At 69.8% G+C, this 15,926-nt stretch carries 12 protein-coding genes; 6 read left to right on the forward strand and 6 right to left on the reverse strand.

Going from position 1 to position 15,926, the window contains the following annotated elements:
* Positions 1-48: 48 nt before the first annotated feature.
* Positions 49-1,791, reverse strand: a complete 1,743-nt coding sequence (locus tag HHL11_RS14230; protein WP_169419008.1) for a DEAD/DEAH box helicase — start codon at positions 1,789-1,791, stop codon at positions 49-51.
* Between the two features lie 340 nt (positions 1,792-2,131).
* On the opposite strand from HHL11_RS14230, the gene HHL11_RS14235 reads away from it, so the two are divergent.
* The 5 genes from HHL11_RS14235 to HHL11_RS14255 all read left to right on the forward strand — a co-directional run bounded on the left by HHL11_RS14235 (position 2,132) and on the right by HHL11_RS14255 (position 10,998).
* The gene (locus tag HHL11_RS14235) at positions 2,132-4,465 is read left to right on the forward strand and encodes a DUF1631 family protein (protein ID WP_169419009.1); all 2,334 of its coding nucleotides are present in this window, start codon (positions 2,132-2,134) and stop codon (positions 4,463-4,465) included.
* Positions 4,462-6,150 (forward strand): hypothetical protein, encoded by a 1,689-nt coding sequence (locus HHL11_RS14240; RefSeq protein ID WP_169419010.1) that lies wholly within the window; start codon positions 4,462-4,464, stop codon positions 6,148-6,150. Before HHL11_RS14235 ends, HHL11_RS14240 begins: the two co-directional genes overlap by 4 nt.
* Entirely contained in the window at positions 6,147-7,133 is a 987-nt protein-coding gene (locus HHL11_RS14245) for a Bug family tripartite tricarboxylate transporter substrate binding protein (protein ID WP_169419011.1), read from the forward strand. Before HHL11_RS14240 ends, HHL11_RS14245 begins: the two co-directional genes overlap by 4 nt.
* A 62-nt stretch (positions 7,134-7,195) precedes the next feature.
* Positions 7,196-8,857 (forward strand): energy-dependent translational throttle protein EttA, encoded by a 1,662-nt coding sequence (gene ettA, locus HHL11_RS14250; protein ID WP_169419012.1) that lies wholly within the window; start codon positions 7,196-7,198, stop codon positions 8,855-8,857.
* A gap of 32 nt (positions 8,858-8,889) precedes the next feature.
* Positions 8,890-10,998 carry a DUF1631 family protein gene (locus tag HHL11_RS14255; protein WP_240980282.1) on the forward strand — a complete coding sequence of 703 codons (2,109 nt, stop codon included), beginning with the start codon at positions 8,890-8,892 and terminating at the stop codon, positions 10,996-10,998.
* Here HHL11_RS14255 and HHL11_RS14260 read toward each other — a convergent pair.
* The 3 genes from HHL11_RS14260 to HHL11_RS14270 are packed head-to-tail and all read right to left on the reverse strand — an operon-like array spanning position 10,995 to position 12,447.
* Complete coding sequence (locus tag HHL11_RS14260) at positions 10,995-11,324, reverse strand: hypothetical protein (RefSeq protein WP_169419014.1); 330 nt, start codon at positions 11,322-11,324, stop codon at positions 10,995-10,997. The genes HHL11_RS14255 and HHL11_RS14260 overlap by 4 nt on opposite strands.
* The gene (locus tag HHL11_RS14265) at positions 11,314-11,787 is read right to left on the reverse strand and encodes an OsmC family protein (protein WP_169419015.1); all 474 of its coding nucleotides are present in this window, start codon (positions 11,785-11,787) and stop codon (positions 11,314-11,316) included. The genes HHL11_RS14260 and HHL11_RS14265 overlap by 11 nt, the downstream gene beginning before the upstream one ends.
* A gap of 12 nt (positions 11,788-11,799) precedes the next feature.
* Complete coding sequence (locus HHL11_RS14270) at positions 11,800-12,447, reverse strand: GntR family transcriptional regulator (protein ID WP_169419016.1); 648 nt, start codon at positions 12,445-12,447, stop codon at positions 11,800-11,802.
* 246 nt (positions 12,448-12,693) lie between these two features.
* On the opposite strand from HHL11_RS14270, the gene HHL11_RS14275 reads away from it, so the two are divergent.
* Positions 12,694-13,551, forward strand: coding sequence for a lysozyme family protein (locus HHL11_RS14275; RefSeq protein WP_169419017.1), 858 nt, complete (start codon positions 12,694-12,696; stop codon positions 13,549-13,551).
* A gap of 7 nt (positions 13,552-13,558) precedes the next feature.
* On the opposite strand, the gene HHL11_RS14280 is transcribed toward HHL11_RS14275, so the two are convergent.
* Together HHL11_RS14280 and HHL11_RS14285 are read right to left on the reverse strand one after the other, a co-directional pair.
* Positions 13,559-14,908, reverse strand: coding sequence for a TAXI family TRAP transporter solute-binding subunit (locus tag HHL11_RS14280; protein WP_169419018.1), 1,350 nt, complete (start codon positions 14,906-14,908; stop codon positions 13,559-13,561).
* Positions 14,905-15,891 carry a P1 family peptidase gene (locus HHL11_RS14285; RefSeq protein ID WP_169419019.1) on the reverse strand — a complete coding sequence of 329 codons (987 nt, stop codon included), beginning with the start codon at positions 15,889-15,891 and terminating at the stop codon, positions 14,905-14,907. Before HHL11_RS14285 ends, HHL11_RS14280 begins: the two co-directional genes overlap by 4 nt.
* Positions 15,892-15,926: the final 35 nt, after the last annotated feature.

Here is a 15,926-nt window from a genome sequence, read left to right on the forward strand (position 1 = left end):
GGCGCTGCAAACGCCCGCACTACCTATCGGAGCCAGGGCTCCAGGCGCTTAGCGGCTGAAGCCGCGCGCGCCGCCGCCGTAGCCGCCGCCCGCATTGCGGTTGCCGCCGCGGCCACCGCCGCCGCCGCCACCACCACCGCGGCGGCCGCCGCGGGACATGCTGTCCACGCTGGTGCGCAGCGGGTCGGGCTGGCCGTCGCTTTGCCGCTGCGCGGCGGCATCGCGCACGACGAAGGGGCTCTTGTTGTGGTGCGCGCCTTCGCGCGGCTGGCGCTCGACGTCCTCGCGCGGCGGACGCTGCTGCGGCTGCGGCTGCTGGCCGTTGTGGCCGCCGCTGCGGGCGCCGTTACGGGCGCCATTGCCATTGCCGTTGCGCGCGCCGCCGTTGGCCGGCTTGGGTCCGCGCGCCTGCTGGCCGCCTTGCGGCTGCGGCTGGCGCGGCTGGCCGTTGCCATTGCCGCCGGACGCATTGCGGCGCTGGCCATTGCCGTTGCCGCCCTGCTTGTCCTTGTTCTCGCGGATGCGCTGCATCATCTCACCGCGCGCCGCCTTGGCCGCGGCGTTCATGACTTCGCGCGACGGCGGCTTGCCCTTGCCGCCCCACAGCACCTGGCGGCCCATGGCAATGGGCTCGCCCTGTTCGCCGGCCTCGGGGCCGAAGCCCTCGACCACCTGCACGGCGATCTGCTGCTTGGTGAAGCGCTCGATCTCCTGCATGAAGCCTTCTTCGTCCAGGCAGACCAGGCTCACGGCCTCGCCGCTGTTGCCCGCGCGGCCGGTGCGGCCGATGCGGTGCACGTAGTCTTCCGGCACGTTGGGGATCTCGTAGTTCACCACGTGCGGCAGTTCGTCGATGTCGATGCCGCGGGCGGCGATGTCGGTCGCCACCAGCGCGCGGATGTCGCCGCTCTTGAAGCCGGCCAGCGCCTGCGTGCGCGCGGTCTGGCTCTTGTTGCCGTGCAGGGCCATCGCGGTGATGCCGTGCTTGTTCAGGTATTCGGCAACGTGGTTGGCGCCGAACTTGGTGCGGGTGAACACCAGCACCTGCGACCAGTTGTGCTCCTGGATCACATGCGCCAGCAGCTCTTTCTTCCTGTTGCGGCCAACCGGGTGGACCACCTGGGTGATGCGCTGCACCGTGGTGTTGCGCGGGGTCACCTGGATGCGCTGCGGATCGCGCAGCAGGCCGTTGGCCAACTCCACGATCTCGTCGCTGAAGGTGGCCGAGAACAGCAGGCTCTGCTTCTGCTTCGGCACCAGGGCCAGCACCTTCTTCACGTCGTGGATGAAGCCCATGTCCAGCATGCGGTCGGCTTCGTCGAGCACGAGGATCTCGACGGTCGACAGGTCCAGGTTGCCTTGCTGGTGCAGGTCCAGCAGGCGGCCCGGCGTGGCGACCAGGATGTCGACGCCGCGCTTGATCCGGTCGATCTGCGGGTTCATGCCGACGCCGCCGAAAATGACGGTGGACGTCAGCGGCAGGTGCTTGCCGTAGGCGCGGATGGACTCTTCCACCTGCGCGGCGAGTTCACGCGTGGGCGTGAGCACCAGGGCGGCAACGCCGTCCTTGCCGAACTTGTTGGTCTTGCTCTGGCCCTTGGTGAGCTTGTGCAGCAGGGGCAGCGTGAAGGCGGCGGTCTTGCCGGTGCCGGTCTGCGCACCGGCGAGGAGGTCGTGTCCCTCGAGGACGGCCGGGATGGCCTGGGCCTGGATGGGGGTGGGGGTTTCGTAGCCTTGCTCGCGGACGGCTTTCAGGATGGCCGGGGCGAGATTCAGTTCTTCAAAGGTCATGCAAGGAAATAAGCGCCTTCCCGGGCGCTGGGGCATCGGCCGTTCCGGGCAAAAGGGAGCCGGATCCAGTCAAGGCAGATGAGGTTTTACTGAAGGCGGGAGCCAGCGGGGGCCTGCCGGAATGGTCAGGGACCGCTTCGTCCCCAGCGGAAACGCTGAGCTCGCAGCCGTACTGGCGTGCCACGAGAAGCGCTATTGTCGCATGGATGGCGGATCCCTGCCGGAATCCGTCATCCCGTTGCGTCGATGCACCGCTTACCCGCCCTTGCAAGCCGCAGGGCGGCGAAAAATGGCTGGGCCAGCGGGGCGGAACCATAATGGCCTCCTAAACGCAGGACCCATGGCCACCTCGAAGATGAAGCTCCGGATGGGCGTCTCGGACGATCCCACCGCGCTGCAGCCGTCGCTGAACGACTGCCTGGCGGCGATGCTGCAGCAAGCCGAACCCTTGTTCGTGCAACTGCTGCAGGGCCTGGAGCAGGGCGCCATGGCCAGTGGCCCCCGCCGGGTTCCCGCTTTCCAGAACGCGGTCGTCAAGGGCGCCATCCTGGACCTGGTCGGCAAGCCGGAGCCGGTCACGAAGAGCTTCGTCCGGGAACTCACGCGCCTCGTCTACGAAGGCGGCGGCAAGGACGAGAAGCCGGTCGAGACGCTGCGTTTCCAGGACTTGCAGCTGTTCGAGGACGAACAGCTGGACCAGAGCATCGAAGTCGCGCGCGCCCAGCAGGAAGTGGCGCTGACCGTGGACGATGCGTTGCCGCCGCTGGACGCGCTGGTCAGCACCATGCTCGGCTGGCGCACCATCCAGCCCGGCCTGAACCCGATCCGCCCCGAAGTCTTCGTGCGCGCGATGCAGGTGGCACTGGCCGAGCATGTGCCGCAAGCCAGCGTGCGCGAGGTGCTGACGGTGCCGGCGGCCGGCCTGCTGGGCGTCAACCTCCGGCGCCTGTACCGCGAACTCACCGACTGGCTGCGGTCCACCGGCATCGAGGCGGCGGTGCCGCTGGGCGGGCGCATCAACAAGGGCACGGGCGCGAGCGGCGCACCCGTCACCGACGCCGCGGCCAAGACGCTGCTGACGCTGGATCGCCTGCGCAAGCTGCTGACCGGCGATTTCGACCAGCCCAAGAAGGCCGACTTCCTGCATACCGTGCCCGCCTCGATGGCGATGCTGCAGGACCTGAAGAAGACCGACGAACTGGTCAAGCGGCTGGAAAAGCGGCCCAAGCCCTCGCCGGCGCCCGCCGAGCCGGTGGACATGCTGGCGGACGTGGGCGCGCCGCCCAAGGAGACGCCGCGCATCGGCCAGCAGCTGGGCGAGGAAGTCGTCCGGCTGATGTTCGACAACCTCACGGATGACCGCCGGCTGCTGCCCGGTCTGAAGAAGCAGCTGAAGAAGTTCGAGCCCGCGATCCACCGCCTGACCGAGCAGGACTCGCGCTTCTTCAGCGACCGCACGCACCCGGCGCGCCTGCTGCTCGATCGCGTCACGCAGCGCAGCCTGGCCTTCAGCTCCGAGCAGGATCCGGCCTGGGCCAAGTTCGAGGCGCAGCTGGACAAGGCTTGCCACTGGCTCACCAGCAAGGTCATCGACGCCGACATCTTCGGCGAAATGCTCGACGAGCTGGAACGGGCATGGACCGGCCAGGACGCCGGCGCCAAGCAGAAGCGCGAGGAGGCCGCCCGCGCCCTGCTGCACGCCGAGCAGCGCAACCTGCTGGCGCAGAAGCTCGCCAGCGAATTCGCGCAGATGCTGGAAGGCCTGGAAGTGGCCGACTTCATCGGCGATTTCCTCAAGAACGCCTGGGCCCAGGTCGTGGCCGAGGCGCAGCTCAGTTGCGAAGACGGCAGCTCCGACCCCTACGGCTACCGCCAGCTGGTGGAAGACCTGATCTGGAGCGTGCAGAAGAGCACTGCCCAGCGGGGGCGCGCGCGCCGCCTGGTGCAGATGATTCCGGAGCTGCTGCAGCGCGTGCGCGAAGGCCTGGGCCGCATCGGCTATCCGCCGGAGCTGACGCAGCGCTTCTTCGACCACCTGATCACGCTGCACCGCGCTGCCGTTCAGGACGGGCGCGATGCCGCCGTCGCCGAGGCGGCGCAGCATGCCGCCGAGGAGGCCTGGTCCGAGCCTTCGCAGTTCAGCGACAGCGCGCAGGACGAGATCCAGATGTGGCTGGACCAGAACGAGGCGCAGGAATCCGGCTATGTCGATTCCGGTCCCGACCTGGACCCGGAGCACGTCGCCTCGCCGGAGGCGGCGCACCAGGAAGCGGAGCACGCTGCACTGGAAGAAGCTCGCGCGCGGCAGGCCGCTGCCGCCCTGGCGGCAGCCGCGGCCGAAGTCGCCGAAGCGGAAGACAGCGAGCCGGGTGCCCTCGACGCGGACCCCCGGCCCGACGCCCCGCGCGAGGAACTGCGCATCGGCACCTGGGCCGAGATCCGGATCAAGGGCGAGTGGGTGCGCGCGCAGCTCACGTGGTGCAGCCCGCACGCCACTCTCTTCATGTTCACCTCGATCGGCGGCACGGCGCACTCCATGTCGCGCCGCACGCTGGACCGGCTGCGCAACAGCGACAGCCTGCGCGTCGTCGCCGACCGTCCGGTGGTGGACGAGGCGCTGGACCAGGTCGCGCAGGCCGCCTTGAAGAACAGCCTGGACAAGAAGAGCCAGTGAGCGCCTTCGCAGTACGGGCGCTGGAGATCCACAGCCAGTACGCCTGGGATTACGAGTGGGTGGCGCGGGCGCTGCGCTTCATGCAGCAGCGCGGCCTGAACACGCTGGTCCTGCACCGCAACGACCTGGTGGACCTGGTGGTCTACCCCGGCCAGTACTTCGGCGCGAAGCGCGAGCACTACGCCTCGATCTTCGAGCGCTACCAGGACATCTACCAGCAGCTCTATCGCTACACGCCCACCCGGCGCAGCGGCCCTTACCAGCGCCGCGCCTACCTCAAGCGCGTGCTGGAAATGGCCAGCCGCGCCGGCGTGCAGGTCTGGATCGAGAACAAGGAGCTGTACTTTCCCGAAATCCTGCTGGAGTTCCACCCGGAGCTGGTGAAGGACGGCCACATCTGCGCCTGCGAGCCCTTCTGGTGGGAATTCACGGAGGTGAAGTACCGCGAGTTCTTCGAGGAGTTCCCGGAGGTCGCCGGCATCATCGTCGCCCCGGCCACTGGCGAGAGCAAGGTGTCGATCAGCTCCAACCGCTGCACCTGCGCGCTGTGCCGCGGCACGACGAAGCAGGACTGGTTCAAGCGCCTGGCGCATGCCATGCACAAGCCGATCAGCGCGGCCGGCCGCCAGCTGGTGATCCGCGACTTCGTGTTCGATGCGAAGACGCACGCCGAGATCGCCGCGGCGATGGAGCAACTGCCCGCCGACATCGCGTTCTCGCTGAAGAACACGCCGCACGACTTCTATCCCACCTTCCCCGACAACCCGCGCATCGGCGCGGTGCCCGGCCACCAGCAATGGGTGGAATACGACGCCATGGGCCAGTACTACGGCTGGGGCATAGGCGTGAGCGCGATGGAAGACGACTACCGCCGGCGCCTCGCGCATGCGCAGGAGCGCGGCGTGAGCGGCGTCGTCATCCGCACGGACTGGGAGAGCCTGGACGGCCATTCGGCCTTCCAGACCCTGAACGCGTTCAACCTGTACGCCTTCTCCGCCCTGGCCAACGACCTGCAGGCGGATGGCCAGCGCATGGCGCGCGACTGGCTGCAGGACCGCGGCTGGCTCGCGCCGGCCCCCGACGCGGACGGCGCAGTGGCCTGGGTGCACGCGCTGCTGCAACCCACCTGGGACGTGGTGCGCCGCACCTGCTACGTGAACGATTGCGTGTTCTCGGACTCGAGCCAGCTGCCGGTGAGCGTGGAACACGCCTTCTGGCTGGCGGAGAAGAAGAACAGCCTGAAGGACTGGATTGCGGAGAAGGCGAACGCGCTGGACACCGGCGAAGCGAACCTGCGCCAGCTGCTGGCCGAAAAGGACGAGGCGCTGGCGCGCGTGCGGGTGCTGCAGGCGCAGGCGGCGGCAGGGCATCCTGGACTCACCGCCGACGCCAGGCGCGAACTGTGCGAGGCCTTCGATGCCTTCGAGCGCTACGTGCAGGCCTTCCGCGTGGTGGCGCAGGCCGTGCTGCTGGCGCGCCGGCGCAGCGTCCACGGGCCGCAAGGCGAGTTCGACGCGGTGCTGCGCGAACGCATGGAAGACCTGCTGCGGCTGGCCGGTGAATTCCGGGCCTATGCGCAGGAGACGGACCTCAACCACCGCATCTACACGCTGCTGGACCCCGACCGGCTGCTGGCGCTGCATGGCGACCTGGTGCGGCAAGGACAAGCAGGAGACAAGGCATGACTCGCATTTCCCGCCGGGCGCTGCTCGCCAGCGCGCTGCCGCTCGTGGCCGCGCCTGTGTTCGCGCAGGACCGCTACCCCAGCCGTCCGATCAACCTGATCGTGCCCTTCGCCCCCGGTGGCAGCACCGACCTGCTGGCGCGGCTGATGCGCCAGTACGCCACCAGGCACCTGGGCCAGGATATCGTCGTCTTCAACAAGCCGGGCGCCGGCGCCACGCTGGGCTGGAACGATGTGGTGACGGCGGCCCCGGACGGCTACACGCTGGGCGCCGTGACCTCCAGTGCGGCCATCCGGCCGGTGTATGGCGACACGCGCTTCAACTACATCACGGCGCTGGAGCCGATCGCCTGGGTCAGCACCATTCCGCAGGTGCTGGCGGTGCGCGCTGAAGCGCCCTGGAAGACCATCGACGACCTGGTGCGCTATGCCCGCGACAACCCGGGCAAGTTCACCTACGGCCACAGCGGCGTCGGCAACAGCAGCCACGTGGCGATGGAGGCGCTGGCGCTGAAGGCCGGCGTGAAGTGGTTGCCGGTGCCCTACAACAGCGGCTCGCAGGTGCTCAGCGCGCTGCTCGGTGGCCAGATCGACGCCACCGTGGCCACACCGGTGGAATTTTCCTCGCACCTGGCGGCCGGCAAGATCCGCGTGCTGGCCGTGTTCGACGAGAAGCGCTTCGACGCCCCGCTGTTCCGCGATATCCCCACCTTCGCGGAGAAGGGCTGGCCCATCGATTCCCTCAGCTGGAACGGCGTGGCCGCGCCCAAAGGCCTGCCGCCGGCCATCCGCAAGCACCTGGTCGACGGCTTCCGGGCCATTGCCGCCGAGCCGGAATTCGTTGCCTCGGCCACGAAGGCGGGGCTGGCGATCACCTACGCCGGGCCGGAAGCCTTCGGCGCCAAGTGGAAGTCGGACCAGGAAACCTTCCTGAAGCAGGCCACCGACACCGGCATTCTTCAACTGGTGAAATCGCAAAAGTAGACGGCCGGGCTCCCGGTTTTTCGTCATCCGGGATAATGCGCGGTTTCCCGCAGGACACCGCAATGGCCCAGTACGTCTACACAATGAATCGCGTCAGCAAGATCGTGCCGCCCAAGCGGCAGATCTTGAAGGACATCTCGCTCAGCTTCTTCCCCGGCGCCAAGATCGGCGTGCTGGGGCTCAACGGTTCGGGCAAGTCCACGCTGCTGAAGATCATGGCGGGCATCGACAAGGAGATCGAGGGCGAGGCCACGCCGATGGCGGGCCTGCGTATCGGCTACCTGCCGCAGGAGCCGCAGCTGGACCCCGAGGAGACCGTGCGCGAGGCCGTCGAAGGCGGCATGGGCGAGGTGATCAACGCCAAGGCGCGCCTGGAGGAAATCTACGCCGCCTACGCCGAGCCGGACGCCGACTTCGACAAGCTGTCGGAGGAGCAGGGCCGCCTGGAAGCCGTCATCGCGGCGCAGGGCGACGCCGGCGACCACCAGCTGGAAATCGCGGCCGACGCGCTGCGCCTGCCGCCCTGGGATGCCGTCATCAAGAACCTGTCCGGCGGCGAGAAGCGCCGCGTGGCCCTGTGCCGCCTGCTGCTGTCCAAGCCGGACATGCTGCTGCTGGACGAACCCACCAACCACCTGGACGCCGAGTCGGTGGAATGGCTGGAGCAGTTCCTGGCGCGCTTCCCGGGCACCGTGGTGGGCATCACCCACGACCGCTACTTCCTGGACAACGCGGCCGAGTGGATCCTGGAACTGGACCGCGGCTACGGCATCCCCTGGAAGGGCAACTACTCCACCTGGCTGGAGCAGAAGGAAGCCCGCCTGGAGCAGGAACAGAAGGGCGAGGAAGCCCACGCCAAGGCGATGAAGCGCGAACTGGAATGGGTGCGCAAGAACGCCAAGGGCCGCCAGTCCAAGAGCAAGGCCCGCCTGGCCCGCTTCGAGGAACTGTCCGACGTCGAATACCAGAAGCGCAACGAGACCAACGAGATCTTCATCCCGGTGGCCGAGCGCCTGGGCAACGAGGTGATCGAGTTCGAAGGCGTGTCCAAGGCCTTCGGCGACAAGGTCCTGATCGACGACCTGAGCTTCAAGGTGCCCGCGGGCGCCATCGTCGGCATCATCGGCCCCAACGGCGCCGGCAAGTCGACGCTGTTCAAGATGGTCGCCGGCCGCGAGCAGCCGGATGCGGGCACGGTGAAGATCGGCAAGACCGTCAAGCTGGCCTTCGTGGACCAGAGCCGCGACGCCCTGGGCAACGACAAGACCGTGTGGGAGGACGTCTCCGGCGGCCTGGACATGATCAACGTCGGCAAGTTCCAGATGGCCAGCCGCGCCTATTGCGGCCGCTTCAACTTCAACGGCAGCGACCAGCAGAAGAAGGTCGGCATGCTGTCCGGCGGTGAACGCGGCCGCCTGCACCTGGCCAAGACGCTGATGCAGGGCGCCAACGTGCTGCTGCTGGACGAACCGTCGAACGACCTGGACGTCGAAACGCTGCGCGCCCTGGAAGACGCCCTGCTGGAATACGCGGGCAGCGTCATGGTGATCAGCCATGACCGCTGGTTCCTGGACCGGATCGCCACGCACATCCTGGCGGCCGAAGACGAAGGCAAGTGGGTCTTCTTCGACGGCAACTACCAGGAGTACGAGGCGGACAAGAAGAAGCGCCTGGGCGAGGAAGGTGCGCGTCCGCACCGGGTGCGCTATAAAGCGCTGAAGTAAATCACGGCCGAGCAGGCCGGCAAGGGAGCTTGATGGTCGGCGCGGCGACTCCACCGCAGTACCAGGCTGTCTACCGCGCCTGCATCAAGCAGGCCGCGGGGCAGGGCGCCGCCCTGATGCAGGCGACGCTCAGGCGTGGGCTGGCGGAGTTGCCGGCCCAGGCCGAAGCCATCAGCGACGTCGTGGAGCGCAACCTGCTGCTCGAAGCGCTGGCCGTGGCCCGCGAGCAGCAGCAGGTGCTGGCCGAAGCCTTCCCGCAGGCGCTGCTCGCCGAGGTGGCCAGCGCCATCGCCGGCGACCGCGCATCCTCCCTCAGCTTCGAATCGCTGCCGCTGCTGGCCGACGACCAGGTGCAGGACAACGTGCACGTGGTGCGGGCGGCGCAGGCGCTGCAGGAGGCCGTGCAGGCCGAACTGGCGGCCTTCGAGGCGCTGCTGGCCGCGGCGCAGCTGGCGCCCGCCGGCGACGCGCAGCGCCATCCGCTGCGTCCGGAAGTCTATGTGCGGGCCCTGTACCGGCTCGCCCGCCAGAGCCCGGTGGCCGCCACCGTGCGGCGCCGCTGGCTGCGCTACCTGCCCCTGGCGATGGCGCCGGAACTGGCCGCCACCTACGTGGCGCTGGCCGGCACGCTGGAGGGGCAGGGCGTGGTGGCGCCGCCGCCGGCGCCCGCTGCCGCTCCCTCGGCTACCGATCCCAGCGCCGACCGCGCCACCCAGCTGACCATCCGCGAGCTGAAGCAGCTGCTGGCGGGCGAGCCGCCGCCCCTGGCGGTGCTCGATCCGACGGTCGCCGAGCCGCCGCCCCCCGACTTCACGCACACCGTTCCGGCGGCTTTCCAGGCCCTGCAGGACCTGCGCAAGGTGGACCAGCTGCTGCTGCAGCTGCGCCAGCGCCAGGCCGCGATGCCCGAGAGCGCCGCCGGCAGCCGCGAGGACTTCCGCCGCGCCCTGCATGGCCAGACGCGCACGCCGGCCCAGGCGCTGGGCCTGGAAGTGGTGCACGTGATGGTGGAGAACCTGGCCGACGACCCGCGGCTGCTGCCGCCGGTGCAGGACGCCGTGCGCGACCTGGAGCCGGCGCTGCTGCGGCTGGCCCTGGCCGACCCGCGCTTCTTCAGCGACCGCGGGCACCCGGCGCGCCGGATGCTGGAGCAGGTGACGCAGCGCAGCCTGGCCTGGACCAGCGTCGATGCGCCCGGATTCCGCGAATTCCTCGACGGCCTGCAGCAGGCGGTGGAGGTGCTGCTGGAAGCGCGCGCTGCCGGCACCGAGCCTTTCGAGATCGCCCTGGGTGCCTTGCGCGATGCCTGGGCCGAGGCGCAGCCGCGCGGCCGCCGCGGCCGCGAGCGCGCGGTGCGCGCGCTGCTGCGCGCCGAACAGCGCAACCTGCTGGCCGAGCGCATCGCGGACCAGATCCGCGCCCGGCCCGACGCGCTGGGCGCGCCCGCCGAAGCCCTGGCCTTCCTGACCGGCCCCTGGGCCCAGGTGATGGCGCAGGCGCGCCTGTCCGACGACAGCGGCTATGACGACCCGGGTGGCTACGGCGCGCTGGTGCAAACGCTGCTGTGGAGCGTGCAGCCGACGCTGGTCGCGCGCGCCGCGCACCAGCACGCGCACCTCATCGCGCGCATCGAGGCCGGCCTGGAAAGCATCGAGCACCCGCCGGCCGAGACGCAGCGCTGGCAGGCCCTGCTGCGCCAGCAGCGCGTGCTCGCGCAGTACGCCGCCGCCGGCGCCGAGCCGCACATCTCCGAGCCGGTGCCGCTGCCGGCGACGCCGGGCACCTGGCTGGCGCCGCCGGAGATGCAGGATTCGGGCTTCGTGCCGGAGCCGGGCCGCGCGGAACGCGAGAGCGAGACCGCCGGGCCGGAAAGCCTGCCGCAACCGGAGCTGCATCCGGGTGCCTGGGTGGAGCTGCCCGCCGAAGGCGGCGACCGCCTGCAGCTCACCTGGTCCAGCCCGCACGGGCTGCTGTTCCTGTTCACGCAGTCGGGCGGCGCCACGCGTTCGATGACGCGCCGGCGCGTGCAGCAGATGCTGGCCGACGGCAGCATGCGCGTGGTGTCGCAGCACGCGGTGGTCGATGGCGCGCTCGATGCCGTGGCGCGCGCGGCGTGGCGCAACAGCGTCTGGGGCGGCTAGGCCTGCCAGACCCCGTAGCCCTGCTCGCGCAGGGCGATCCCAAGCTCCACTTCCATCTCGCAAGCCGCCTGGTAAGGCATCGGGTTGTAGACCGCGTACAGGTCCGGCCGCAGCCGCAGGCCGAACTCGCGCACGTAGCTGTTCGCCTGGATGCCGGCCTTGTGCTTGTCGAAGCGGACGTCCGGGTCCAGCCCCGTCATGCCCACGTACACGAAGGGCATGCCGAGCCGGTAATCGGGGTTGCAGCGGCGGAAGCGCGCGTTGCTCCACACGCGGTCGTCGAGCTCCACCACGTACACGTGGTAGTGCTGCGGGTCACGCCGCACGCCAGCTGCCTTCGACGCGCACGGCGCTGCGCAGCGAGTTGGCGATGTAGCAGCGCTCGTGGGCGACGTGATGCAGCGCGTCGTAAGCGGCCTGGTCGGGCAGATGCGGACCCGAGAAGCTCACCTGCGGCCGCAGCACGATGTCGGTGATGGCCTGCCGGCCGAAGCCGACGGGACCCATGTGCGCTTCGGCGGAATCGGTGTAGCTGTCCACCACGAAGCCCTGTTCGGCCGCGAGCGACAGGAACCACAGCATGTGGCAGCTCGCGACCGAGGCGACCAGCGCTTCCTCCGGGTCCACCGCCGCGGGGTCGGAGAAGGGCAGGCGCACCGAGTGCGGCGAGCTGGAGCCGGGCACCACCGCGCCGCCGTCGAAGCGCCATTGGTGCGCGCGCTTGTATTGGAGGTCGGTGAACGCGGCGCCTTCGCGGGACCATTCGATGGTGCAGCCGTAGTTGGCCATGCCGTGCTCCTTTCAGGTCTTGGCGAGGGCCGCCAGCGCGCTGCGCTCCGTCGCGGCAAGATGGGCCTTGAGCTGGCGGCACGCCGACGCGGCATCGCGCCGCCGGACCGCGCGGATCAGTGCGTGGTGTTCCTCGTGCCAGCCCTGCGCGCGCGTGCTTGGCTTCATGCGTGCGAAGTAGAAGCGGTCGACGATCAGGCGCAGGCGGCGGACGATGGCCATCGTCTCGGGCCGGTTCGCGGGCGCATAGAGCGCCTCGTGGAACTCGCGGTCGCCGGCCACCCAGTCAGCCACCGCGCTTGCCTTGTCCAGCGCCGCCTGCACCGTCTCCAGCCGGTTGATGCTGGCCGCGTCGTGCAAAGGCACCGCGGTCTCCAGCAGGTCGGACTCGAGCAGCATGCGCAGGCGGAACAGTTCCTGCAGGTTGTCGGCGCTGAGGCTGCGCACGTACACGCCCTTGTTCGGCACCACCTGCACCAGGCCCTCGGCCTGCAGCTGGAAGAAGGCCTCGCGCACCGGCACGCGGCTGACGCCCAGTTCCGCGGCGATTTCCTCCTGCCTCAGCGGTTCGCCGGGCGGCCAGCGGCCGCGATCGAGCGACTGCCTCAGCAGCTGGATGACGGCCGAAGAGTGCGTCTGGGCAATGGATGAGGCAGGCATCCGGCGCAATTTATACACGTATACAAAGTGCCGGAAGGCTCTGCCGACGAGCGGTCTTCGGTATGCGCCAGGCGCTTTTTGTTCCCCCGCCAGCGCTTCGTCCGCACCCGATATTGCGTGAATATTCATGAAAACGGCGAGCGATCCCGCGATGTAGGACAAAGCCTTGTAACGAGCCGGAACCTTCTCCGACACGAGTCCCTCAACAGGTCTTTGCCGCAACTTCCGGACAGAGGGGACTCAGGAATGAAAGAGCGCAAGCAAGTGACGAGGGCCCATCTCCTCGCGCTGGCGGGCCTGCTGGGCGCAGGCCTGACCGGCTCGATGGGCGTGACCCCCACCACTTCCGACACGCTGGCTCAGCGGGAGCACGCCGGGCTGGCCGCGCCCGTGCGGACCCAGACGGCGCAGGCCGCGGTGGCCGCCATCACGGCGGTCGCGCAGCAGGCCGCGCCGGCACCCGTGGTCGTCGCCCAGGCCGCCGCGCAAAGCTTCGACCCGTTCCGCCAGCTGCGCACCAGGCTGCGCTGGCTGCCCGTGAAACTGGGCGACGACATGCTGAAGACGCCCGATGCGCAGTCGCGCATCCTGCTGGCGCAATCGGCCGCCAGGCACGCCGACCTCGCGGACGTGGGGCTGAGCTACAAGGACGTCTACGGCATCATCAACGCCGAGACCAGCTGGATCCCGCGCCTGGGCTCCAGCAAGGACGGCACGCCCAACCTCGGCATCGCGCAGTTCGAGCCGGCAACCGCGCGCGCCGTCGGCCTCACCAACCCTGCCGACCCGGTGCAGGCGGTGCATGCCGCGGCCATGCACATGCGCGAAGCTGCGATCTGGAGCGCGCACCGCATCTCGGGCCTGAAGCTCAGCGCCACCGAGCGCGCGCGCAAGCTGCGCGAGGGCGTGTCGATCTACTACAACCTGTCGTCCAAGGGCCGCAGCATCTGGAACGGCCGCAACACGGCCAAGCTGCCCTTCGAGACGCGCCGCCACATCGCCAATGCGCGCGACGGCGCCGAGGAAGCGGCGGAACTGGAACAGCAGCTCACCGAGCTCAAGGCCCGCATGAAGGGCAGCGGCACCATCACCGCGGCGCGCTGAGCGCGCTTCAGGCCGGCGCCAGCTGCTGCGCCTTGGTGCGCACGCGGTCGATGTTGTTGCGCAGGTCGTAGAGCTCGTCGGCGTACGACAGCGGAACGTGGATGCGGCCCACGCGTTCGTCCAGCGCTTCCAGCGCCTGGACCACTTCCTTCGCTTCTCCCGGCTCCTGCTGCAGCCGGATCTCCAGCTCGCGCAGCTGCGCATACCAGCGGAACACGCGCGAACGGATGCGGAACTGGTACAGCGGTGGCACGATGCGTGACAGCGGCAGCAGCACCGCGAGGATGATGCCCAGCGCCAGCCACATGCGCTCCACGAGGTTGGCGCCCCAGAACGGCAGCCAGCGTTGCAGGAAAGGCTTGCCGCCGCGGATGGCGCGGTCCGCCTCGGGCGACACCGGGTATTCGGAGTGCTCCGTGCTGGGGAAGCTGCCCGCCCGGTTGAACCAGCTGGCACGGCCATGGATCTCGCGCGCGGCCTGCGCGAACAGCTGCACGAGCGCCGGGTGCGTTCCTTCCCGCGCGAGCAGCGAAGTGGTGGTCGCCACCAGGCGCACGTCCTGCGGCGGGTTGTCCTTGGCCAGGTCCACCACGCCGCGCGGCAGCACCACGGGCGTGAGGAAGGGCAGGCGCCGCGAATAGGCCTCGCTCTGGTGGAAGTCCATCAGCTTCACGCCGGGCGTGGCCAGCAGCATCTGCACCATCAGCGATTCCGGCGCCGACGCGAACACCAGCGCGTCGATCTCGCCATTGAGGAAAGCCACCGTCGCCGCGGTCTGGTCCAGGCGCGACAGCTTCATCTGCTTCGGGTCCAGGCTGTTCGCCTCGAGCAGCCGCCGCATCAGGAAGGGCGAACCGCTGCCGCGGCCGCCGACGTTCACGCGCAGGTCCTGCAGCTGCGTCAGCGAGGCCAGCGTGCCGCCGGGCGCCTTCTTCGCCGCGTCCTCGCGGTAGAACAGCCACACCGGTTCCAGGAACAGGCTGCCCAGCGAGACGATGCCGCTGTCCTCGTTGGCTTCGCGGTCGCCGCTGCCGCCCTGCACGAAGCCCAGGTCCACCGCGCCGGAGCGCAGCAGCTTCAGGTTGGCGGGCGAGCCGTCGCTGGGCACCAGCTCCACCGCGATGCCGTACTTCGCCAGCGCCTTCTGGTAGCGCTTGCCGAATTCCTCGTAGGCGCTCTGCGCCGGGCCGGTGGCCAGCCGCACCCGCTTGGGCGGGTTGGGGTCGAGCCACCAGTACGCCAGGGCCAGCAGCGCGATGGCGAGCACGGCGATCGGCCCGGCCGACACCAGCAAGTCGCGCACGGACAGGATGGTGCTGCGCACGGCCTGCGTGGCTCTCTTCGTTGCCTTCTTCATTGGACGTCGCCGGCGGCCGGCAGGTGCAGGTCGCCCAGGCGCAGGCCTTGCGCGGCCCGCACGGCACGCACCGTCGCCAGCGCGCAGGCCTCGGCCGCCATGGTGATCAAGGTCATCATGCCCAGTGTCTTGTTGCTGGCGCCGGTGGCCAGCGCGAACAGCGTGTCGCCGTCGGACAGCGTATGCACCGGGTTGATCGCGCGGGCCAGGCCGTCGTGGCCCACGGTCGCCAGGCGGCCGGCCTGGATCTTGGTGAGCACCGCGTCGGTCGCGATCACGCCGATGGTGGTGTTGCTGCCCGCCAGGATAGGCTTGGGCGCGTCGCCACGCAGCAGGGCGCGGCGCGAATCGAGCAACTGCAGGCCGTCCGCAGTGCGGGCGCCGGCGATCACGCGGCCGGTGTCGGGGTCCACCACGTCGCCCAGCGCGTTGCAGGCGATGATCGCGCCGACCGTCACGCCGTCGACGGTGATCGCGGCATGGCCGATGCCGCCTTTCATCGCGCGGGGGAAGCCGAAGATCTTGCCGACCACGGCGCCGGCGCCGGCGCCCACGCAGCCTTCGGCCGGAGCTGCCGTCGACGCCGCCTGGCAGGCCGCATAGCCGGCAGCCGCGTCGGGCCGGATGCGCTGGTCGCCGAGCGGCAGGTCGAACAGCACGGCGCCGGGGACGATGGGCAGGCGCGCCGGGCCCACGGTCATGCCCGCGCCCTGTTCGTCCAGCCAGCGCATCACGCCCGAAGCGGCGTCGAGGCCCCAGGCGCTGCCACCGGACAGCAGGATGCCGTGCACGCGTTCCACCACGTTGGACGGATGCAGCAGGTCGGTCTCGCGTGTGCCGGGGGCGGCGCCGCGCACGTCGACGCCGGCCACCGCGCCGGCGCGGGCGAGCACCACGGTGCAGCCGGTGGGCCGGCGGGTGTCGGTGAAGTGGCCGACCTCGATGCCGGCCACGCGGGTGATGCTGGACTCCATGCGCGCCATTATGGGATGCGGCGCAAGGGGCTTCTTCCCTGGGC

This window comes from Ramlibacter agri (assembly GCF_012927085.1).
Lineage (GTDB): Bacteria > Pseudomonadota > Gammaproteobacteria > Burkholderiales > Burkholderiaceae_C > Ramlibacter > Ramlibacter agri.